Annotated in this window: 15 protein-coding genes; 4 read left to right on the forward strand and 11 right to left on the reverse strand. The window is 48.9% G+C overall.

All coding sequences use genetic code 11. The annotated features are described in order from the left end of the window. The first annotated feature begins 104 nt into the window (after nt 1-104). Nucleotides 105-2,540 carry a mechanosensitive ion channel domain-containing protein gene (locus P2H89_RS21720; protein WP_275830827.1) on the forward strand — a complete coding sequence of 812 codons (2,436 nt, stop codon included), beginning with the start codon at nt 105-107 and terminating at the stop codon, nt 2,538-2,540. A gap of 354 nt (nt 2,541-2,894) precedes the next feature. Then, the gene (locus P2H89_RS21725) at nt 2,895-3,317 is read left to right on the forward strand and encodes a hypothetical protein (RefSeq protein ID WP_275830829.1); all 423 of its coding nucleotides are present in this window, start codon (nt 2,895-2,897) and stop codon (nt 3,315-3,317) included. A 781-nt stretch (nt 3,318-4,098) separates the two neighbouring features. Here the strand turns inward: P2H89_RS21725 and polA are convergent. The 3 genes from polA to P2H89_RS21740 all read right to left on the reverse strand — a co-directional run bounded on the left by polA (nt 4,099) and on the right by P2H89_RS21740 (nt 10,032). Further along, entirely contained in the window at nt 4,099-6,954 is a 2,856-nt protein-coding gene (gene polA / locus P2H89_RS21730) for a DNA polymerase I (protein WP_275830831.1), read from the reverse strand. A gap of 185 nt (nt 6,955-7,139) precedes the next feature. Next, entirely contained in the window at nt 7,140-9,188 is a 2,049-nt protein-coding gene (gene uvrB / locus P2H89_RS21735; RefSeq protein WP_275830833.1) for an excinuclease ABC subunit UvrB, read from the reverse strand. A gap of 382 nt (nt 9,189-9,570) precedes the next feature. Continuing rightward, nucleotides 9,571-10,032 carry a methylglyoxal synthase gene (locus tag P2H89_RS21740; protein WP_275830835.1) on the reverse strand — a complete coding sequence of 154 codons (462 nt, stop codon included), beginning with the start codon at nt 10,030-10,032 and terminating at the stop codon, nt 9,571-9,573. Nucleotides 10,033-10,176: 144 nt separating this feature from the next. On the opposite strand from P2H89_RS21740, the gene P2H89_RS21745 reads away from it, so the two are divergent. Further along, nucleotides 10,177-10,809 carry a T9SS type A sorting domain-containing protein gene (locus P2H89_RS21745; protein ID WP_275830837.1) on the forward strand — a complete coding sequence of 211 codons (633 nt, stop codon included), beginning with the start codon at nt 10,177-10,179 and terminating at the stop codon, nt 10,807-10,809. Nucleotides 10,810-11,634: 825 nt separating this feature from the next. Here P2H89_RS21745 and recA read toward each other — a convergent pair. Both recA and P2H89_RS21755 read right to left on the reverse strand, forming a co-directional pair. Then, nucleotides 11,635-12,648 carry a recombinase RecA gene (recA, locus tag P2H89_RS21750; protein WP_275830839.1) on the reverse strand — a complete coding sequence of 338 codons (1,014 nt, stop codon included), beginning with the start codon at nt 12,646-12,648 and terminating at the stop codon, nt 11,635-11,637. 322 nt (nt 12,649-12,970) lie between these two features. After that, a complete protein-coding gene (locus P2H89_RS21755; RefSeq protein WP_275830841.1) occupies nt 12,971-14,557 on the reverse strand; it encodes a M1 family metallopeptidase in 1,587 nt (528 codons plus the stop codon). 344 nt (nt 14,558-14,901) lie between these two features. Here P2H89_RS21755 and P2H89_RS21760 point away from each other — a divergent pair, with 344 nt between their 5' ends. Beyond that, entirely contained in the window at nt 14,902-15,714 is an 813-nt protein-coding gene (locus tag P2H89_RS21760; RefSeq protein ID WP_275830843.1) for an OmpA family protein, read from the forward strand. 69 nt (nt 15,715-15,783) lie between these two features. Here P2H89_RS21760 and P2H89_RS21765 read toward each other — a convergent pair whose 3' ends face one another. From P2H89_RS21765 to P2H89_RS21790, 6 genes are all read right to left on the reverse strand, one after another. After that, nucleotides 15,784-17,034: a DUF6620 family protein gene (locus P2H89_RS21765; protein ID WP_275830845.1), complete on the reverse strand. Its 1,251-nt coding sequence runs from the start codon at nt 17,032-17,034 to the stop codon at nt 15,784-15,786. A gap of 55 nt (nt 17,035-17,089) precedes the next feature. Then, nucleotides 17,090-18,130 (reverse strand): SPFH domain-containing protein, encoded by a 1,041-nt coding sequence (locus P2H89_RS21770; RefSeq protein WP_275830847.1) that lies wholly within the window; start codon nt 18,128-18,130, stop codon nt 17,090-17,092. Between the two features lie 119 nt (nt 18,131-18,249). Next, nucleotides 18,250-19,092: a hypothetical protein gene (locus P2H89_RS21775; protein ID WP_275830849.1), complete on the reverse strand. Its 843-nt coding sequence runs from the start codon at nt 19,090-19,092 to the stop codon at nt 18,250-18,252. Between the two features lie 35 nt (nt 19,093-19,127). Next, nucleotides 19,128-19,334 (reverse strand): hypothetical protein, encoded by a 207-nt coding sequence (locus tag P2H89_RS21780; RefSeq protein ID WP_275830851.1) that lies wholly within the window; start codon nt 19,332-19,334, stop codon nt 19,128-19,130. Nucleotides 19,335-19,633: 299 nt separating this feature from the next. After that, nucleotides 19,634-20,329: an alpha/beta hydrolase gene (locus tag P2H89_RS21785; protein ID WP_275830852.1), complete on the reverse strand. Its 696-nt coding sequence runs from the start codon at nt 20,327-20,329 to the stop codon at nt 19,634-19,636. A 72-nt stretch (nt 20,330-20,401) separates the two neighbouring features. Continuing rightward, nucleotides 20,402-20,848 (reverse strand): hypothetical protein, encoded by a 447-nt coding sequence (locus P2H89_RS21790; protein WP_275830854.1) that lies wholly within the window; start codon nt 20,846-20,848, stop codon nt 20,402-20,404. Nucleotides 20,849-20,995 lie beyond the last annotated feature (147 nt).

The following is a 20,995-nucleotide window of genomic DNA, read 5'->3' on the forward strand; positions in this document are numbered from 1 at the left end:
TCCATGTCAATAACGAACTGGTTGATTCCTTTACCTGCTTCGCAGAAATTTTCCCCCCGCCAATCAGTTTCTTTTATAGTTTAGCACCAGCAAAAAACCGACACATGAAAAACCACTTGCGCCACCTGGTCACAGGTTATATCCTTTTGTTGTTAGCGATCACCACGCATGCACAGGACACCACCCGATCCCGACAGGATAGATTTTTTGGCCGCAACGATTCTACCAGGCGATTCTCCGACTCTACCCGAAATCCAAACGATACCAGCCGCCGCCGCGGTGGCATGAGCTCCCTCTTTGCCGATTCGGCCAAGCTCACCACCAGCGATTACCAGCTGCAAATAGAGAAGACGTACGTAATACTGGATAATATCGAGAACAAAAGTGAACTCGGCCTGGGTATTCAAAATGTAAAAGAACACCTGGGTGATACGGATTCTGTGCTGGCCGTGCTGAAAGACAATATCGTCAACAATAGCCGCGCCCTTAATCTTCGGAATCTACAGGTATTCCGCAGCCTGTTGCTCAACATGCAACGGGAACTCAAAGATCACCGGGAAATACTGGATAGCACGGAACGAAGGCTCGAAGGACTTCGAAGCACCATGAAAACCCTGGTCACCGACACGGTATTGCGACAGCTTATGCGCGATACGGCATTACGCCAGCAATTCGGACCCCAATTGAAGGATATGCGGGAGAACTGGCGCTCCAGTACCCGGCACCTGCGTGAAAGCATTGCTGCCATCAATCTGCTGCAAACACACAACTCTTCCAATGCAATAACTACTGCACAATTACTGGAGAAAGTGAACACCCTGCTCAACACGTCGGCCACCCGTATATTTGGCAAGGAGTATAATTACTTGTGGGAAAAGGATACGTCCGACCTTACTGCCAGCGCACGTTCGTCGTTTGGCAAAGCCTACGAAGGAGAGAAGAAAGCCCTGCGTTACTATTTTAAAGACAGTGGTAATAAGCGCCTTTTCCTCTTGCTCATAGGTTTCCTCTTCTTCATATGGATCTACCGCAACATCCGCACCCTGAAGCGGCTCCACGCAATGCCGGTTATTCAGGATCTCGGCTTCGAATACCTGCCTTCGGGCTATATCGTGTCGAGTTTTGTCATCATGTTCTCGATAGCCCCCCTCTTCGACCTTCACGCACCTGCTGCTTACATTGAGTCCATGCAGTTCCTGTTGCTGATCATTCTCACCATCATCTGCTGGAAAAAATGGCCACGCAACCTGTTCTGGTACTGGATCGCCATGGCGATCTTGTATATCTGTTTCTCATTCACACACCATATAGTAGATCCAGGCTTTCTGCAGCGTAGCTGGCTCATTCTCCTGAACATTTTGTCTGTAGTGTTTGGGCTGCTCTTCCTGTCTAAAATGAAAGAGCACCTGCACCTGAAAGGGTTTCTTCGTTTTGTGATCATGCTGCACAATGTGATGAACATCCTGTCGATCCTCTTCAACATCTTTGGCCGGTTTTCCCTGGCCCAGATTTTCGGCAACGCAGCCATCTTTGCCTTTACCCAAGCCATTGGCCTGGCAGTATTCAGCAAGATCGTGATGGAGGCCATCCTATTGCAGATCACCGTAGGCAGGGTGAAGCGCGGCGTGCACACAAAGATGGATTATCAGCCGGTGCTTACCGGTTTTCGCAGGCCTCTGCTTTTCCTGGTCGTAGTGTTATGGTTGATCGTATTTACCACCAACCTGAATATCTATACAACGGTTCTTGGCGGACTCACCACCTTCCTGAGTACTCCACGCTTCATTGGCGATGCTTCATTTACCGTGGGTGGGGTACTGTTGTTCTTCCTCATCATCTGGATTGCCCACCTGCTGCAGAAGTATGTAGGTTATTTCTTTGGCGATACGGGTCAGGACGATGAAGTGCGGGATAAAGGGCAGCGTTCGCGCCTGCTCATTACGCGCTTGATATTGCTGTGCCTGGGTTACCTGCTGGCGGTCGCCGCCTCCGGCGTACCGGTCGATAAGATCACGATCGTGCTTGGTGCCCTGGGTGTTGGTATCGGTTTGGGCCTGCAGAATATCGTGAACAACTTCGTATCTGGCATCATTCTTATTTTCGACAGGCCCCTTCAGATCGGTGATTCGGTAGAGGTAGGCGATAAAACGGGCCGCGTGCGGGAGATCGGACTGCGTTCCAGCACACTCCTTACCGCCGATGGCGCCGAAGTGATCATCCCCAATGGAGATATCCTTTCGCACCAGATCGTTAACTGGACGCACTCCAATTCACATATCCGTCTCGAAATGGAGCTAACTGTATCGGGCAACAACGACATGGAAGTAGTTTCGACAGCGGTTAAAAATGCGATCCTGGCTTCCGATCACGTATTCGAAAATCGGGAACCTCAGATCCTGTTCACAAAAGTGAACGAAAATGGATTCGACCTCAAAGCCTATTTCTGGTGCGAAGACGTGTTGAAAGCCGATGAGGCGAGAAGTGCCGTGCTGTTGCAGCTGCACGATAAGTTGAAGTCGGCCAGTTTGCAAATCAATTAGAACTTGGAACGTGAAGCCGATGTTTTAGCCTGATCACTGCATGACCCATGTTAAGATAGTTGAAGCTCAAAAGAGTTTACGGTCCTCCAACGATCTGTAATAAAAGGTAAACAAGGATACACACTCCATAAGCGGTTACACACGGTTAGTCCGTAGGTAACCGCTTTTTGCTGATATTGTTCCACAGTATACTCCAGCAACAAAATACCAAACTCTTTATTGAGCGGAGATAACGGAATCAACCAACAGCCAAGCGGGGGCATCCTTTAATTTCGACTATTCTTTACAGTAGTAGTCAATCGAATTAGAAAAATTCGTACCTTTTTAAATAGGGAATAATATTTTTGTTTCGATTTGCTTACCATGGATCCGGTTACGATCATCTTAATAGTCATTCTTGTAGGGGGATATTTTCTCTTCTACCGCCCTCAGTTTATTGTAAAGCCGGCGAGGAAACGAAAGGAGCTGGTGGCTAAATTTGAACAGGCTGCTGCACTTAACCTGAACCTGCTGACAGGACTGCGGCAGTTTGCCAGCAATCATCAACTACTCGATGAGCCATTTATGGAGAATGAAAGCTTTCGAAAGAAAATTGCTGAATTGGAGGCAGCACGCGGCGAAGTGCTGTCCGACGAAAATCTGCTGCTGATCAAAGCGAGAAATCCACAAAATCTGGATATTCAACTGCTCGATAAATCCCTCGACGACCAATTGGCCTATCACCAACGCATACAGAAATACTTCGACCGCTATCGGTCAGCTCACCGGTTCAATTAAATCCTGCAGACACTTCACCAATTGGTAATACCAAACTTCCTCGTCCATTCGGGCCTTTGATGCCGCACTTTACCCGCAATAATTTTTCATAATGAACAGCTTGCCCGCGATTTGCAGCAGCCTGGAGCTATTCGCGCGCCCAGACTATTAATGGCCGGTGAACAGGCCAGTGAGCCCCTTATTCGGGTTTAATTCGATCCTCCATCGACGACTTCATGGCGGCCGGTAGGCATGCTTCACGCCGTTTCTAAACATTAGTCAGATGTATGCTTCCAACTATTTAGATAACCGCGCGATATCCCGCCCCTTTAAATAAGGGGATATATAGGGGTCATCATGGGAATATCTACGGGGTATCATGGGGAAATCTGCCAAATACTGAAATCAACCCAGCTTCCTTGAATGGCAGGAATGTAGCGTTCCCTTTCCGCCCGTAAATGGTCGAGGATGAGTGCCTGGTCCTGAATCGACAACCTCCCCCGCGGCGCTGGGCCCTTGGCGCTGGACTGGGGAATATGTATGAATTACTCAAAAGGCCGACGGGTTTTAGCCCAAAACTGTCAAAAGAAAAAGCCCGCAGCGGCTGCTGCGGGCTATATGATATGAAATCTGATTCGGGGAGGGTCTGTACTCAGGCTGAATCTTATGCCTCATTATTTGACCCCTTAGTCAGGATCTGAATTCCTATACGGTGTGTTTTGCACTCAGGCAGAATCTAAGCTCCGATCCGGGCCACCTGGTCAGGGCGCATTCCCCTGCCGACCCCTGATAATGCCCCTTTTTAGTGCGCCACCAACCAGTTTTCGCCGCCACCGATCTCGGCTTCTACGGGTACCTCGTTTGGCAAAGGCAATGCACTGCGCATACAGTCCAGGATGATTGGCTTGATTGTTTCGGCCTCATCAATCGTGGCATCGAAGATCAATTCATCATGCACCTGCAGGATCATCTTCGATTTGAACTGGTGCTTCTTGAACGTTTCATGGATCTTAGTCATCGCCAGTTTGATCATGTCGGCGGCTGTGCCCTGTATAGGAGAGTTGATGGCGTTGCGCTCGGCAAAGCCACGCACCGTGAAGTTAGATGAGTTGATGTCCCTCAACCAGCGCTTACGTCCCATCAGGGTTTGCACATAACCCGTTTCACGCGCAAAATTGATGGTATCATCCATGTATTTCTGAATATTGGCGAACTGCTTCTTGTAATTGTCGATGATCTCCTTAGCTTCCGTACGGCTGATGCCCAGGTTGTCGGCCAGGCCAAATGCCCCCTGACCATAGATGATGCCGAAGTTCACACTCTTGGCCTTGTAGCGCATTTCCTTCGTTACATCCTTTTCATCTATCCCATATACTTTGGCGGCTGTAGCCGTGTGAATGTCCTTCGCATTCTTGAAAGCCTCGCACATGGCTGGGTCGCCAGAGATGGCCGCCACAATGCGTAGCTCAATTTGTGAATAGTCGGCCGAAAGCAGGATGTGATTACTGTCGCGGGGAATAAAGGCCTTCCGGATCTCCTTACCCCGGTCCGTACGCACCGGTATATTCTGCAGGTTGGGATTGTTGCTCGATAAACGACCGGTAACCGCTACTGCCTGTGCATAGGAAGTATGCACGCGGCCCGTTTTACGGTTGATCATCGTGGGCAATGCATCTACATAAGTCGACTTCAGCTTGGTAAGCTCGCGGAAGGCAAGAATGTCTTCCACGATCTTGTTTTCATTCGACAGCTTCAACAACACATCTTCTCCCGTAGCATATTGACCTGTTTTCGTTTTCTTGGCCTTGGGGTCCAGCTTCAGTTTTTCGAACAGCACTTCTCCCAATTGTTTGGGCGAGGCGAGGTTGAATTTCAATCCGGCCTGTTGATAAACATTCTCTTCAGCCTGGCGTGCTTCTTTATCCAGTTGCTTTGAATAGTCCTTCAAAAAGTCCACATCGATCCTTACGCCTTCAAATTCCATATCGGTGAGCACTTTCACCAAAGGGTTCTCTACTTCCGCAAATACTTTCTCTACTTCTTTCTTCTTGAGCAGCGGTGCGAAGATCTGTTTTAACTGCAGGGTAATGTCAGCGTCTTCAGCTGCGTATTCGGTGATCTTATCGAGCGCCACATCGCGCATATTGCCCTGGCTTTTTCCCTTCTTGCCAATCAGCTCATCGATGTGTACGGGCTCATAGCCGAGGTACTGGGCACTCATAATGTCCATGCTGCGCTTGCCATCAGGTTCTATCACATAATGCGCCAGCATGGTATCGAATGTATTGCCCTTGAGCTCGTAGCCATACCATTTCAACACGAGCATATCGTATTTCAGGTTCTGGCCCACCCAGGTAATATCTTCTTTGGCAAATAATTGCTCAAAATGCTTTAAAATGGCTTTGGTGCCCGCTTCGTCACCAGGAGGAACAGGAACATAATAGCCTTCACCGGGCGTGTAAGAGAAACTCATACCCACCATGTCGGCGTCGTTGGCATCGATATTCGTGGTCTCCGTATCGAAACATACTTCAGGTTGATCCATCAACTCTTTAACCAGGGTCTTGATGGCATCATCGCCCTGAATGGCGATGTATTTATGCGGTGTGTTGTGAATGGTCTTTCCGGCAACAATGGCTTCTTCGCTTTCTACGCGGTCATCGTCGCTTGCCTCGGCAGCGGCTTCAACTTTGGGCGCGGTTCCTTTTTTGTTTTCGACTACATTGCCAAACAGGTCGGTTTGCACGCCTTCGGGTGCGGGTGCTTTACCGGCGATGATGGCAATATCTTCATTGAGGATGCGCTTGGCAACGGTCTTGAACTCGAGGTCGGTGAACACTTCGCGCAACAGCTCTTTATTCAGTTCTTTTATCCTGAAATCTTCCGCATGGAAGGTTACCGGTACATCGGTGATGATGGTGGCTAGTTTTTTAGAAAGGATGGCTGCATTTTTTCCGTTACGCACTTTTTCTCCCAGGGCCCCTTTTATTTTATCGGCATTGTTGAGCACGTTTTCCAGGTTGCCATATTCTCCGAGCAGTTTGGCGGCCGTTTTCTCCCCTACACCTGCAATGCCGGGAATATTATCCACTGCATCACCCATCAGGCCCAGCATATCGATTACCTGGTGTACTTCTTTGATATTCCATTTCGCGCAAACTTCTTCGGCGCCCAGGATCTCGGCATCGCCTCCCTGATAGCCGGGCTTGTAGATCTTGATGTTGCCATCTACAAGCTGACCATAATCCTTATCGGGCGTTACCATGTATACTTCAAATCCTTCTTTGGCTGCCTGTTTGGCAAGTGTGCCGATCACATCGTCGGCCTCGTAACCATCCAGTTCCACAATGGGGATGTTGAAGCCGCGAATAATGCGTTTGATATCTGGAATGGCGGCCAGCAGGTCTTCCGGCGCTTCCTGGCGATTGGCTTTGTAATCGGCAAATTCGGTGTGACGCTCGGTGGGTGCATGCGTATCGAAGGCCACGGCCATATGCGATGGCTTTTGGTTGTTGAGCAGGTCAAGCAACGTATTGGTGAAACCGAACTGCGCGTTCGTGTTCTTTCCTTTCGAGGTAATACGAGGATTGCGTATCAGCGCATAATAGGCGCGAAATACGAGTGCAAAGGCGTCGAGAAGAAATACTTTTTGACTCATGCTGCTAAGTTAACAACTATGGGTAAAACAGGGCAGGGAGTTTCCGAGTTTCTGCGGGTGTTTTGCGACAAGGAAACGGTCATTATGTGCTGTGGATGGTAGCTACTCTATAATTAAAATGCCCCACCAGTTAATGACTGATGGGGCGAATTTTGGGTGGATCTGTTAACCACCAGCAGGTATTATTATTTGGCGGCTTTCATACCATCCAGCTTTTTCTGCATATCGAACATGGCGTCACGCAACTTAGCCGCTTCCATGAAATCGAGGTCGCGGGCTGCTTTTTCCATTTCCTTCTTCGTTTTGCCAATGGCTTTTTCTAGTTGGGGAATGGTTTGGTATTCCGCTGCGCTTTCGGCTGCCATATGCTGTACAAGATCCTGATCGGGTTGCAGGGCAAGTGGATCTTTGGGATCGTACCCTTTAATATCCAATACGGACGTTTGGGCAAACACCTGCTCTTTCGATTTGATAACCGTGCGTGGTGTAATATTATTGGCAATATTGTGGGCGACCTGCTTTTCACGGCGACGGGTCGTTTCATCAATGGTGCGCTGCATACTTTCCGTCATCGTATCTGCATAAAAGATCACCAATCCGTCAACGTTACGGGCAGCGCGGCCTGCTGTTTGGGTCAGCGATTTTTCATTCCGTAAAAAACCTTCTTTATCAGCATCCAGGATAGCGACCAGTGAAACCTCGGGGAGGTCGAGGCCTTCCCGCAGCAGGTTTACACCTACAAGTACGTCAATCTCTCCCAGGCGAAGCTGGCGCAAAATTTCCACGCGTTCCAGGGTATCTACTTCACTATGGATGTATTTGGATTTGATATTGATGCGATGCAGGTATTTGTCCATTTCTTCGGCCATACGCTTGGTGAGCGTGGTTACGAGTACGCGGTCGCCCTTGGTGATGCGTTTATCGATCTCGTCGAGCAGGTCATCGATCTGATTAACGCTGGGTCTGATCTCGATAGGAGGATCGAGCAAGCCGGTAGGGCGTACTACTTGTTCTACGACTACACCTTCACTTCTGTCGAGTTCATAATCGCCGGGCGTAGCCGATACATAAATGGTTTGATCTACCATTTGCTCAAACTCGTGGAAGTTGAGCGGCCGGTTGTCAAGTGCTGATGGCAAACGGAAGCCATAATCCACCAGGATGAGTTTCCGGCTACGGTCGCCGCCATACATACCACTGATCTGGGGAATGGTTTGGTGGCTCTCATCGATTACCGTGAGAAAGTCTTTCGGGAAATAATCGATGAGGCAGAAAGGGCGGGTACCGGGATAGCGCCGGTCGAAAAACCGGGAGTAGTTCTCTACGCCATTGCAATACCCCAGCTCGCGGATCATTTCCACATCGTAATTGACCCGCTCGCTCAGTCGTTGAGCCTCTATGTATTTGCCGTTCCTTTTGAAGTAATCTACCTGGGCGCCGCATTCGTCCTGTATCTCGGCCAGTATCTCCTGGATCATGTCTTTCGGTGCCAGGTAAAGGTTGGCTGGAAAGATTGCTGCGTCACCCACCGTTCCGATGCGTTTGCCGGTTTTGATCTCCAGGGTATCGATGCTTTCAATCTCATCGCCGAAGAAAGTAACGCGGTAGCCCCAGTCCATATAGGGCAGGTTGATATCCACCGTATCGCCCTTTACGCGGAACGAGCCTCTCGTGAAGTCGAGCTGACTTCTTGTATACAGGGCGTTGACGAGGGCGTGCAGAAATCCCTGGCGGGAGATCGTTTGGCCCTGGTGGATGCGTATGATCCCGTTTTCAAACTCCGCCGGGTTACCGATACCGTAAATGCAGCTCACGCTGGCTACCACGATAATGTCGCGGCGGCCGCTGAGTAGCTCGGTAGTGGCGTGCAGGCGCAATTTGTCGAGCTCTTCATTAATACTAAGATCTTTCTCGATATAAGTATCGCTTACCGGCAGGTAGGCCTCGGGCTGATAGTAGTCGTAATAACTTACGAAATAGCCCACCGCATTTTCGGGGAAGAATTGCTTGAACTCTCCGTAAAGCTGGGCCACCAGGGTTTTGTTGTGGGTTAACACCAGGGTAGGGCGTTGTACCTGCTGGATGACATTGGCGATAGTGAAGGTTTTACCACTGCCTGTTACCCCGAGCAGGGTCTGGTGTTTTTCGTCGTTCATGAGGCCTTCCGTCAGTTGGCGGATGGCTTCCGGCTGATCTCCGGCCGGCAGAAAAGGTGCGTGTAATTTAAACGGCATATAGTTGTAAAAGAAGCCTGCAAATTTAGGAATATGGCTGTTGCTGGTAAGTTATCCATAAATACGGTAGCGGCCATATTTTGGTTGAAGGCAGACTGATACTATAACAATTGTTATGCCTTTAAGTTGTGACTGGGAGCAGTATATAAGTGTTAGAAAATGAAGGAGATGTGGTTCAAGATAAAAAGGAGCGTGCCGGGGTATGGATAGAAAGGAGGCTTTATCGTTTGGTGCCTCAAATAGTCTGGGCCATACAGGAAAAAGTGGGAGGCGAATTATAAGACCCCCAGGTGGGTGATCGCGGAATTGAAGCCAGAAAGCTGGTGGCAGTCTGGCTTCAGTTGTTATTTATGCTGACTTCGACAGGTGTTAAAAGTGGCTCTTATTTTCCGTCGATGCGGCGTTTCAGGTATTCAGAATAATCCGTGAGGGCTAATGTATAAGAAGACTGCATAAGCGGGGAGGTGAGCACGAAATCGGCCGTGGCGCGATCATTGGCTACCACAATATTCCAGGCAATGGCCACCCTCAGCAGGGCCTTTACATCACTATCGTGTGGTTGGGCTTCCATGGGGTCCCAGAAAAAGATCATAATATCGATCTCGCCAACGGCGATCAGGGCGCCAATTTGCTGGTCGCCGCCCAGGGGGCCGCTTAATAGCTTCTTGACGGGGCGATCCAGTTTTTCCTCGAGCAGCTTACCGGTGGTACCGGTGGCGATCAGTTCGTGCTTGGCCAATACAACCTTGTTGAACTCTGCCCATTCTATCAGGTCTTTCTTTTTATTATCGTGCGCTACCAGTGCAATTCTTTTACGGGCATCGATCTTCCGTGTTGTCGACATAGCTGTTGTGTTATTGTTTTTAGGGCTGAAAAGGTAATTTGATTTTGAAGAAACTTTAACGCAATAGAAATAATTTTCAGCAAGATATCACGTTTTCCACATTCAGGCACAGTAATTGTTAATAACTCTCTCCCATTAAATTCTATGTTGAAAGGTTTGCTACTTGGCTTGGTAAGCCTGTGCACCCAATTGTGTGTTGCACAGGATAGTTCGGCCGGCGCTCCGCCGGAGCCGGAGATTACCAGCGTTCCAGATTCAGCTTTATACCTTTCCGATCTCAGCGCTGCCGTTCGCGACAACTCGAAAGTGATCCTTAACTGGCGGATGATCAACAACAATACCACTGATTTTATAGCCGTGGAGCGCAGCTCCAACAACCGGGATTTCGAAACCGTCGCGGTGATCAAGCAATCGCCTACTGGTGTATGGTACGAGTGGATTGATGAAGCGCCGGCAAAAGGCCGCAACGTATATCGGGTGCGCTTTGCTGGTAAGCAGGGGGCCATGCAGTTCTCTAAAACCATCCCGGCCATCATTGCCGGCGACATCTCCTTCCGTTTTTATCCCAACCCGGTCGATAATATCCTGATCATTCGCTCCGAGTTCCTGCTCGATGTGCAGGTGATCGATGGCAATGGCAAAGTGCGCCTTACCCAGAATAAGGTACAGGGCTTACAAACGCTCAATGTCTCTTCGCTCGAAAAAGGGCTTTACCTCCTCCGGATCAACAATCTCACCACCGGCCTGGTTAGCCAGGAAAGATTACTCAAGAATTAAGCTAAAGTATACGGGGCTTGAATTTGCCGGCGACTGATTGACGCTGTAGATTCCGTTTGAAAAGCGATAACCCTGGGGGTTAACACGCAACATCGCACGCTTTAGAGGGCGCCTGTTCGGGTGAGCGGACGCTCACTTTAACCAGCTGACACCCTTTTTCATTTTCCGGTAGGCGTACCCCTATATCCAAGAGGCTCCGCACGCCTCGCTACCCCGCGTGAACCTAAGGCGGCTTTAACAAGCCCCGGCTTTTGTTGGTTATTTCCTGTCCAATATTGGGTAAAAGGGTCTGCCATGGCGGACTTCGGGCTGCCGCTCGGTTATCCTAGCAGGTTTCACCCTGCCGTATGGTAAAAAGTTTAAAAGTGTTAAGTTCTCATTCGGTCGCAATGGCTGTTTCAATTGCCATAAACTACGCTTGAGCGAGTATTTTTACTATAACCACAAAATGGTATTGCACATGTCAAAAATCACCCTTATTTTTACCTCGGTTTTTCATAGGATATTGGATTTTAAAGCGGGGTTGAATGTCTATTCAGGCCCCTTTTTTTTGCCCTTACCCGTCCGGCATGCCGCTCTCCTTACTACCGTTGTTGCTTTATCCGGTAATCTTTCACTCCAGCTGTTGCAGTCTGCAACTAACACACATCACAAGTTCGCCTATTACGCTAAGCATACTCTTTCGGCTTTTCGACGCTGTTACTGTATCTAATGTCAGCACTAATTGATCATTGCGCACCATCCATATACCGCAAAAGAAAAGGTCCTGAAGAATCAGGACCTTTCATTTACTAACCCCTTAGTATTCACTTACTATAACAATCTTTATGCTGATGGAGCATTTTGCATTTCTTTGATCTTCTCGCGGATCTTTACTTCGATCTCGTTGGAGAGCTCAGGATTATCCATTAAAAGTTTCTTCACGGCATCACGACCCTGGCCGAGTTTATCGCCATTGTAGCTGAACCAGCTGCCGCTCTTCTGTACCACACTCAACTCAACACCCATATCGAGGATCTCACCGGTTTTGGAGATACCTTCTCCAAACACGATATCGAACTCTGCTGCACGGAAAGGAGGCGCCACCTTATTCTTCACCACTTTTACTTTTACGCGGTTACCGATCGCTTCGTCGCCGTCCTTGATCTGCGCCATACGACGGATATCGAGGCGGATCGTTGCATAGAACTTCAGGGCGTTACCACCAGTGGTCGTTTCGGGGTTACCGAACATCACACCGATCTTTTCACGCAGCTGGTTGATGAATATACAGATGGTATTTGTCTTATTGATCGTGGCGGTCAGCTTACGCAGGGCCTGAGACATCAGGCGGGCCTGCAAGCCCATTTTGCTATCACCCATTTCACCTTCCAGTTCGCCTTTAGGTACCAGGGCTGCTACTGAGTCGATCACCACTACATCGAGGGCGCCGGATAAGATCAGGCGGTCGGCAATTTCAAGGGCCTGCTCACCATAATCGGGCTGAGAGATCAGCAGGTTGTCTACATCTACACCCAGCTTTTGAGCATAACCACTGTCGAATGCGTGTTCCGCATCGATGATGGCGCACATACCACCTTTCTTCTGGGCTTCTGCGATAGCATGGATTGCGATGGTTGTTTTACCGGAAGATTCAGGTCCATAGATCTCTACAATACGGCCTTTGGGAAAGCCGCCAACACCCAGGGCTGAGTCCAATCCAATAGAGCCGGAGGATACCACTTCTGTTGGCTCGGTCGACTTTTCGTTCATCATCATCACACTTCCTTTTCCGAAGTCCTTTTCTATCTTGTCGATAGTCAGCTTAAGCGCCTTGAGTTTTTCGTTGTTTGTAGACATAATGGGTATGTTTTATTGTATTATTCAAAATTACCGAATGTCAAATGTAGGGGAAAATATCTTATCAACACTAATTTTATTAGCATTATTTAGCTAACTATTTTGGGCTGGAGGAAAAGTCAAGGGGTTAGCAACAAAAACCCCGCTACCGATGTGCTCGTAGCGGGGGAACTACAGTAGAAAATTACCGTAGGGGAATTTTTTAGAACTAATTCAGGAAAAGGCGATGGCTAAAAACCATGGGCCAAAGGGACTACAAAAACCAATTGCACACAATACCACTTTGTGGTAATTTCCAGCAGCGGTATCTCAGGGTTTCCTCTTATTCATATATAACACGCTTCAGGTAATAAGTGCGCTCATCGATCAAAGGCAGTGACCTGCTCGCCACCGTAATGCCTTTCTGGTCTATCATTTTTCGTGTTTTGCCCTCACTGGTGCCAATTTCCAGCGGTAAGGTTCCCGCATAGTTCTGCAGTTTTACGAGGTAGGTGGTATCCCCGGTACGGGTAACCCCGATTTCCAGTTTCTGAACCGTGCGGAGGTAGAAATCAAACAGCGGCTTCAGCTCCCTGCCCGACTCACGGCTGAAGAACTGCTCCACATCATCGGTCGTCACCAGGTTGCTGTAAGTATAGCGCTCATTGGTTGCAAACTTTTTCAACGCAGGGAAAAACACATCGTCGCCCAGCACATACCGCAGGGTATGCATGAAAAAGGCCCCCTTTCCATAAATATCACCGTGGTAGGCTTCATCAGAATTGATATTTGTACCCAGCACCACAGGCTTTTTATTCTGCGTACCCCGGGCAATATCCTGCATTCTTTTAATATAGGCGTCTTCACCTTCGGCCTCCCGTACATACAACACATCGCCAAAAGTGCAAATACCTTCCTGTACCCACATATCGCCCCAATCTTTGCCCGTTACTTTATTACCCCACCACTCATGACCAAACTCATGGTGCATCAGCCAGTCGAAATCCTGTCCGCCCACTTTCACATATTTGAACTTATTGCCATAGGCATTCAGGGTTTGATGTTCCATGCCGAGGTGCGGCGTTTCAGCAATGCCGATCTTTTCCTTTACCCAGGGATACTCGCCAAAATACTTCTCCTGCATTTTGATCGTGCGTTCGAAGATCTCCAGGTGGTGCGCGGCTTTATCGGCATGTTCTTCCAGCACATAAAATACAATGGGTACCTGATTGCCATTGACAGTGGTGTAGGGCTTGCTCACCACTTTGTACCGGCCAATATTGAAAAGGATACTGTAATTATTGATGGTGTAATTGGTTTTCCAGTGATAGGTGCTGCTGTTCTTTTTCGTCGTCGTCTTTTGCAAAAGTCCCGGCCCTGCTACCACTAATCCCTTCGGGACGGTAATGATCAGATCGGCGCCTTCATTGGGTTCATCAGAAGGATGATCCTTACAGGGAAAAAATATCTTCGCCCCTTCTCCCTGGCAGGTGATGGAAATGAAATCGTGCCCGGTGGAGTCCTTCGCCCACTGAAATCCACCATCCCAGGGCGCCCGAACCGCTACCCGGGGCTTGCCGCCAAACTGTATCTTAACGGCTACTTTGCCGGCAAGGGCTACAGGTAGTGTAATTTTGATGAGATCGTTTTCATGGGTAAATGATTGCTCTTTATTATTCACCCACACCTTGCTTACAGTAAGATTATTTAGCAGGTCGAATAAAATGGTGGTGGTTGGCTGCGCCAATACAACGTCAATGAGGGTGTATCCGTCAATAGATTGTTGTGCCGGATCGACCGTGAATGCCACGGTATAGTGCCTTACATCCATATTGGCTTGTTCGGGCTTCAGCACGCCTCCCGAAAGAACAGGTTGTGCCGCGGCGCTAAGAGATATGAGAAATGTCAAAACATAAGTAAAGGCACGCATATGAATGGTTTTTCCGGAAGTTACTCAATTTCTGTGCGCATCTATGACCACTTGAGTAAGACACAGCGTCTGTTGATTGAATACATATTATAGAAATACCTATAGAGTGCTGGGAAAATCTTAAAATCACCTTAAAATGAATCTTGCCTTTCTTCGTTCATAGGTATTTTATCTTGATGCTATACCTTTGAACGCCTGTTATCAGGCACGCAACTTGCAGAGAGGAGGGTCGATGTGAAAGGATAAGTTGTATGGATTTAGTCTCATCAATTAAAAACCCAATTAATATGAAGTTCAGACACGTTCTGTTAGTAGCATTAACCCCTGTAACACTTTTCTCGTGCGTGAGCACAAAAAAATTCAAAGCAGAACAAGCGAAGTACAATCAGCTTAACGATTCTTACGCCAAACTGCAAGGCGATCTGAAAAACTGTGAAGATGCTAAAGCCGAAGAGGCCCGCAAGAAAGCTGCATTACAAGCAGAGATCGACGCCCTCAACAAACAAATCGGTTACCTGAAAGAAAACAATACGCAGGCCCTGAAACAACTGCAGGACCTCTCTGTGATCTCCAGCTCACAAGCCGAGAGCATCAAGAAATCGATGGAGAACATCGGCGCCAAGGATTCTTATATCCAAACGCTCCAGCAGCAAATGGCACGTAAGGACTCTTTGAACATGGCCCTGGTGATGAACCTGAAAGGTGCTATCGGTAACCTGGACGACAAGGACATCAACATCAAAGTTGACAAAGGAGTCGTTTACATCGATATCTCTGACAAATTGTTGTTCAAGAGCGGTAAGTATGACGTAACCGAAGAAGCTAAAGTTGTGCTCGGAAAAGTTGCTACTGTGCTGAAAAACCAACCCGATATCGAGTTCATGGTAGAAGGCCATACCGATAACGTAGCTTATAAAGGTGGTGGTCAGCTGCTCGACAACTGGGATCTTTCTGTTAAGCGCGCAACTTCTGTAATCAGGATCCTGCAAAACCAATATGGTCTCGATCCGATGAAGATGTCTGCTGCCGGCCGTGGCGAATACCTGCCCATCGCCGCCAACGATACTCCCGAGAACAAAGCTGCCAACCGTCGCACCAGGATCGTTATCCTGCCTCAGTTGGATCAGTTCTTCAAGCTCCTCGAAACAAAGAAATAAGTTAATCTTCTTTGATATGAACAAGGGCCGGCTGTTAAGCTGGCCCTTGTTTATTCAGTGACGTTCAATTTAGAAATTGATATCGCTGCCACCGCCTGCCGTAGCAAACTCGGCATTGTATTTTTCCATCAATGGTGACATCTTCATCGCCAGTGTAAGATCGCTACCCATCTTTGGCGCCCAGTGTGCACTTACTGTACTCCAGTCTACGACCGACAAGCCATATTTCTTCAAAACAGAAGCAGCATCCACACCCTGTGTGCTCGCCATGTTCTGGTGACACATGATCTTGATGTATAATTCGAAATCATTCTTGATCTTCTCTACGTCGCCTGATGCCTGAGGAGCTGCACCTCCACCCGCTTTGGCAAACTTGCCAATATTAGGATTGGTGAACGCATCGCCATACACTTTCGAAATAGCGAAGGTGGTATCCTGCGACATACGCGCCATCCACTCGGCCGATACGGCATCCCAGATGGGTTTCTCGGTACCCAGCACTTTCAGCACTTCATCCAGCGGACGGCCATTGGAGATCTGAACATTGGCTGCCGCCCAATCTTCCATACTAATACCTTTGATGGGGTCCAGTAAACCACCGGCTTTGGCTGCTGCGATGTTCTGGTTCATCGCTTCCGCCTGCTGCTTGGTTTGCTCATCGATCAATGCCTGAGCCTCAGCGATACCCATCGTGATATTCTTCTGGGCACGGGAAATGGCGTAATTGAGGTGGTGTAAATTGTCGAATCCTGCCGCCTTGATCTTCGCTTCATTGTTCTCTTCGGCCAAAGCCTCAAATTCCTTCACCAACTCAAAGGCATCCCGGCCGATGTACTGATCGGGGATGGTATAGGGAATGATGGCGCAGTTGCGGAGCGAGTTGCCGTAGTAGTGACCTGCCCAGCCATCGCTGCTATCGTCGCTGTAGGTTCTTATCCAGGGGGATGGCGTATCGAGTATTTCCGCGAGGAGCAGCGATTCCTTCCCTTCATCGTTCATCCGATAGCCAAAAGGTACATAGTCGCTGGTAAACGCCGATTTCGAAAACCGCTTGATAATGTCTTCACTCCTTTTTTTAGCTTCGTTCCAATCGATCACTTCGATGGTCATGCGGTTGAAGTCGCCTTTTTTGTCGGCCACGGTAATGAACTCTACTTTCTTACCCTTGTACTTCGACACCATTTGTTTCAATACTTCCACTTCCGAAGCATCGCGGCTGATGGTTTGATCTATGAGGGGTAATACCGATTCTTCGAACTGACCAATGCCTTTTGATTTAAAACTGGCCGGGTGGTCGACGAGTGAGTACCTTTCTTCCATAAAATGTTGGCTTTTTAGTTTGTATTAGATGATGAAATGGTGGTTCTGTATCTGATCACAACTGGGCGAGGATCTCCTGCTTTTTGGTGGCGTATTCCTGCTCGTTGATGAGGCCCATGTCAAACAGCTTTTTGAGCTTCGCCAGTTTTTCCATGGGGTCGTCGGCCGGTGGGGCCGCGTTTGCGGGCGTTGCTGCATTAGCCGGCGCCGGCTGTGCTGCAGCCTGCGTTTGCTGGTTCATCATTTGCCCGAACATCCTGCCCATTTCCATGCCCATACCCATCTGCATACCTGGATTGGCCTGCCCTTCATTACGCGCCATATCGCGCATGGCCTGTAATTGCTGGTGCTGCACATAGTCGATGCCCAGCGCTTTCAGTGCCTGTGCCTCGGCCGTCATGTCGGAGATGCGGCCAATACGCTCCTGGGTGGCTTCATCAAAGCGGGTACCCTCGATGTTGAGGTCCAGCAGTTGAAAGCCCAGGGTTTGAAAGATGGGAGATACGGCGTCTTTACTGAAAGCCGCAATCGCATTGCGGTGCTTGTCTATTTCGGTATAGCCGAAAGATGCGTTGGCGAGGTAATCGCTCATCGGCTGCGTAATGCGCGACAGCAACACTTTCTGAATATCACGCACCGGATATACCGGAGCGCCGGCCACTACCTGTCTGAAGAACTCTACAGGCTGGGCAATGCGGAAAGAGAAGTTTCCGAAAGCGCCAAGGCCTACGGGAAACTTGTAATGCGGATCAACATAAGTGATGGGTGATGGGGTGCCCCAGCGCTGGTTGAGCAGATCGGCCTTGCGGAAGAAGAACAACCCTACCTTATGATACGACTCGAAATTGTACAGCGCATTTTTGATATTGGTCCAAAAAGGAACGTTGCCTGTTTCGAGGTTGTACAATCCTTCTTCGGTAAACACCCCTTCAACCTTTCCTTCATATACGAATAGACATCCCTGTCCGGGACCGACGATCAGTTTGGAAGCATTCTTGATCTCGTCGCCCGAGTCGGTCCAGCGCTCAAATAAGATATCGGGACCGGGCGCGGCCCATTCAATAACAGAACGTAACTGGCCAGAAAGAAGTGACATGGATTGTATGATTAAACTGGTTAATAATCGGAGTAGTGGTCAGCGCTTGCCGCCAGCCAATGAAAAGTTTTTCTACAACACAGGCAGCGGGGTGAATACTGCCAGTGGGTACCCGGGCATCAAGCCATATTCAGGGTGTATTTGCGCAAGCGCTCTAATTTCGCCTTCCGGTCTCCTTCATACTGTTCCTGGTAAACCGGGATCATAGCGATGCGTGCCTTCAAATAAACGTCTACGTATACTGTATAGGATTGTAATACCTGGTCGGCAGTAACCGTAACGGGGTCATCTTCTCCCTGGTCTTTGAACTGGTATAGCAACGCTTCATACTGCCAGTATTCTTCGAGCGCTTTTTCTTCTGCTATGGGATGTACCGCAAAATGCTCCACCATCCGGGCAATGGAGCCCGGTTCGAAGGTGTTGGTGGTTTGACAGTATTGGCAAACCTGGTAATACGACCGGTAGAAATTGTCCTGCACCGTTAAAGGGGCCTGACATTGCGAGCAGGCGAAGCCACCCGATAAGATCTCACGGGCTTTGGCGGCCAGTTTTCTACCGGCCTCCGCGAATGTTTTTACTTCATGCTGATGCAGGTCCTTTTCAAGCTGCCGCATGAGCTTCCTGCCTTTCTCCCGCTCTGCATAATAGACCTGGTAGAATTTTTCCTGGAAAGGTTCCAGTTCTTCGCCGGCCTCGCTCAGTCTGTCCTCTTCTTCGTCGCGCAATGTCTCCCAGTTTTCGGATACCGTATTTTGCCAGGTGTTGTCGATCCTGGCGATCAGGTCTTTCGCCTGACTATTAATACCCATCCAGGCATTGGCGAAAGGTACTGTGTCGAACTGCTGATAGTCGAGCAGTTGCGGCAACACTTCGGCCGCCTGTGTCAGTGTTTCCTGAAACCGTTCATTGATCTTCGAAAGAAAACTGGCCCATCTTTCCAGTAGGTCCGTTGATGCATTCATGAGGTGTTGGGTAATTGAGTTGACTGTTGAATAGGTTATGGCTTCTTATAAAATTCAAATCCGCAGAAATCGCAGGTGCTGAGATCTGTTCCATCTGGTCGCGCTGCGCCGCATCCGCCGCAGGTACGTGTTTCGAGCCCGGCTTTTTGTTGATCGTATTTGGTTGAGCTAGTCAGTGAGTTGTTGAGGATGTTTGCCAACAGATTGAGTGGCGGTTTGGCCTGTTTTTTTTCCTGATCCATATGGTGGTCGTTAAATGCGTGGCAACCGGCATTCGTACTATGCCAATAGTCGTGCGAGGAGTGATTAATAGGGTTTATTTTCCGGGCGGGAAAGCATGACAGGGAGGGTCAGGCTCCCGGATATGCGGGAGGGTGAGTTGGTTTTTCATATATCGTGGCAGGCCGGCTTTAGTGCCGGCAGTAAGCTACCACGATAAAGATGTTCTGAATTTTTCTGATTCTATAGCGAATCCGGTCCAAGTGCCGGAATTACAATCCGGGTTGCTAATTATAATGGCTTAACGGAAAGCCAATGTGCATCAGGAGTGGATAAATTTACGAACGAGTGCACTGAGCTGGTAGGTGTCGGTTTGTTCCAGGGCGTGCGGGGTGCCTGGCAGGATGCCCAGTTGCCCGGCAGGTAACTGTTTGTATACCTGGATGGTTTCGTCGAGCGTAACCATTTTGTCGCGGTCGCCCAGGAGAACTAAGCTGGGCGTATTGATCAGGGCGTAATCTTCCGGTTTGAGCGGGTTGTCTTTGCCGAGGTCAAGCAGCAAGGTAACGGTCTTTTGCAATACTTCTTTCCAGTCACGGGGCGAATGGCGCTTCTCCAGTTGAGCGGCGAAGGCAGGCACTTTCTGTACAATGGTGTCTGCATCCAGCATTTTTACTTCGCGGGCTGCTCCTGTCTCATCCCAGTGAAATTTAGTCGCCAGGGTAATGGTCTTCTTAAACTTGTCCGGATAATGGCGGTTGATGTACATACCTACATAACCACCCATGCTATAGCCAAAGCAACTTACGGGTTCTCCGGCAGGAATATATTGTTCAATATATGCCAGTACCTGCTGTGCAAAGAAGGCGATAGACCAGGACTCGTCTGTCAAAGGCTCGCCACCATGACCGGCAAAATTGAGCCGGTGCACATAAAATTCATTGGCAAGGCGATCGCCCAATGGTAACAGTTGTTCCCGGGCGCCCAGGGCGCCATGCAATAATAATAAGTGCTGCATAATACTAAAGATACAAAAAGGACCGCGTTGCCGGGAACAGGACTGTAGAGAAAGGGTACGGATCAAAAACAATTATTTAAGGAGGTTGAGTGCATTGAGCCAGCCGCTGCGTTGGCCGGACCAGGCACTCGTAAAGGCTTCAGGCTTAAGCCCGCCCTCGAGGTTCTTTAACAAACCCGCTGCACTCGATAAAGTCTTGACGGTATTGGCGGTTTTAACAAGGCTGGCTACATTGAAACCTCCTTTAAAAAGACTTGGCTTGATAAAGCCGGCCAGCGACGAAATGCTTTTGCCAAGGCCCGCTCCATCGGTTACTTTGGCAGCGGCACTCAGCCAATCGGTTTTACCGCCACCCGTCCAGCTGTCCAGAAAGGAGGTTGGTTTTAATCCGTCGGTAAACTGCGTGAGCAGGTTGCCGACATTCACCGGCGAGGTCGCTTTGGGTAATTTTAATTGCGCCTGTGTGGTGATGGTTCCCAGAAGGGTTACGACGAGTAACAATAAAAAACTCCTTTTCATAAAAAATTGTTTGTCCCGCTCCGTGAAGGGTAGCCGGGATTGGTTTAATGATAGTAGAATAAAAAGCACAACCATATTAATATATAGTCATTGTCCGGCCTAAATCTGTTTAACTTTTCTCCTTTTGACAGGCAATTACTTGCTACT

This window comes from Paraflavitalea sp. CAU 1676 (assembly GCF_029223285.1).
In the GTDB taxonomy this organism is placed as follows: domain Bacteria; phylum Bacteroidota; class Bacteroidia; order Chitinophagales; family Chitinophagaceae; genus Paraflavitalea.

Excerpts from the sequence above, each read along its gene's own strand:
- P2H89_RS21720 (WP_275830827.1), top strand. The coding sequence starts at position 105 with ATGAAAAACCACTTGCGCCACCTGGTCACAGGTTATATCCTTTTGTTG.
- polA (WP_275830831.1), bottom strand. The coding sequence starts at position 6,954 with ATGAGTCAAAAAGTATTTCTTCTCGACGCCTTTGCACTCGTATTTCGC.
- uvrB (WP_275830833.1), bottom strand. The coding sequence starts at position 9,188 with ATGCCGTTTAAATTACACGCACCTTTTCTGCCGGCCGGAGATCAGCCG.
- P2H89_RS21740 (WP_275830835.1), bottom strand. The coding sequence starts at position 10,032 with ATGTCGACAACACGGAAGATCGATGCCCGTAAAAGAATTGCACTGGTA.
- P2H89_RS21745 (WP_275830837.1), top strand. The coding sequence starts at position 10,177 with ATGTTGAAAGGTTTGCTACTTGGCTTGGTAAGCCTGTGCACCCAATTG.
- recA (WP_275830839.1), bottom strand. The coding sequence starts at position 12,648 with ATGTCTACAAACAACGAAAAACTCAAGGCGCTTAAGCTGACTATCGAC.
- P2H89_RS21755 (WP_275830841.1), bottom strand. The coding sequence starts at position 14,557 with ATGCGTGCCTTTACTTATGTTTTGACATTTCTCATATCTCTTAGCGCC.
- P2H89_RS21765 (WP_275830845.1), bottom strand. The coding sequence starts at position 17,034 with ATGGAAGAAAGGTACTCACTCGTCGACCACCCGGCCAGTTTTAAATCA.
- P2H89_RS21770 (WP_275830847.1), bottom strand. The coding sequence starts at position 18,130 with ATGTCACTTCTTTCTGGCCAGTTACGTTCTGTTATTGAATGGGCCGCG.
- P2H89_RS21775 (WP_275830849.1), bottom strand. The coding sequence starts at position 19,092 with ATGAATGCATCAACGGACCTACTGGAAAGATGGGCCAGTTTTCTTTCG.
- P2H89_RS21780 (WP_275830851.1), bottom strand. The coding sequence starts at position 19,334 with ATGGATCAGGAAAAAAAACAGGCCAAACCGCCACTCAATCTGTTGGCA.
- P2H89_RS21785 (WP_275830852.1), bottom strand. The coding sequence starts at position 20,329 with ATGCAGCACTTATTATTATTGCATGGCGCCCTGGGCGCCCGGGAACAA.
- P2H89_RS21790 (WP_275830854.1), bottom strand. The coding sequence starts at position 20,848 with ATGAAAAGGAGTTTTTTATTGTTACTCGTCGTAACCCTTCTGGGAACC.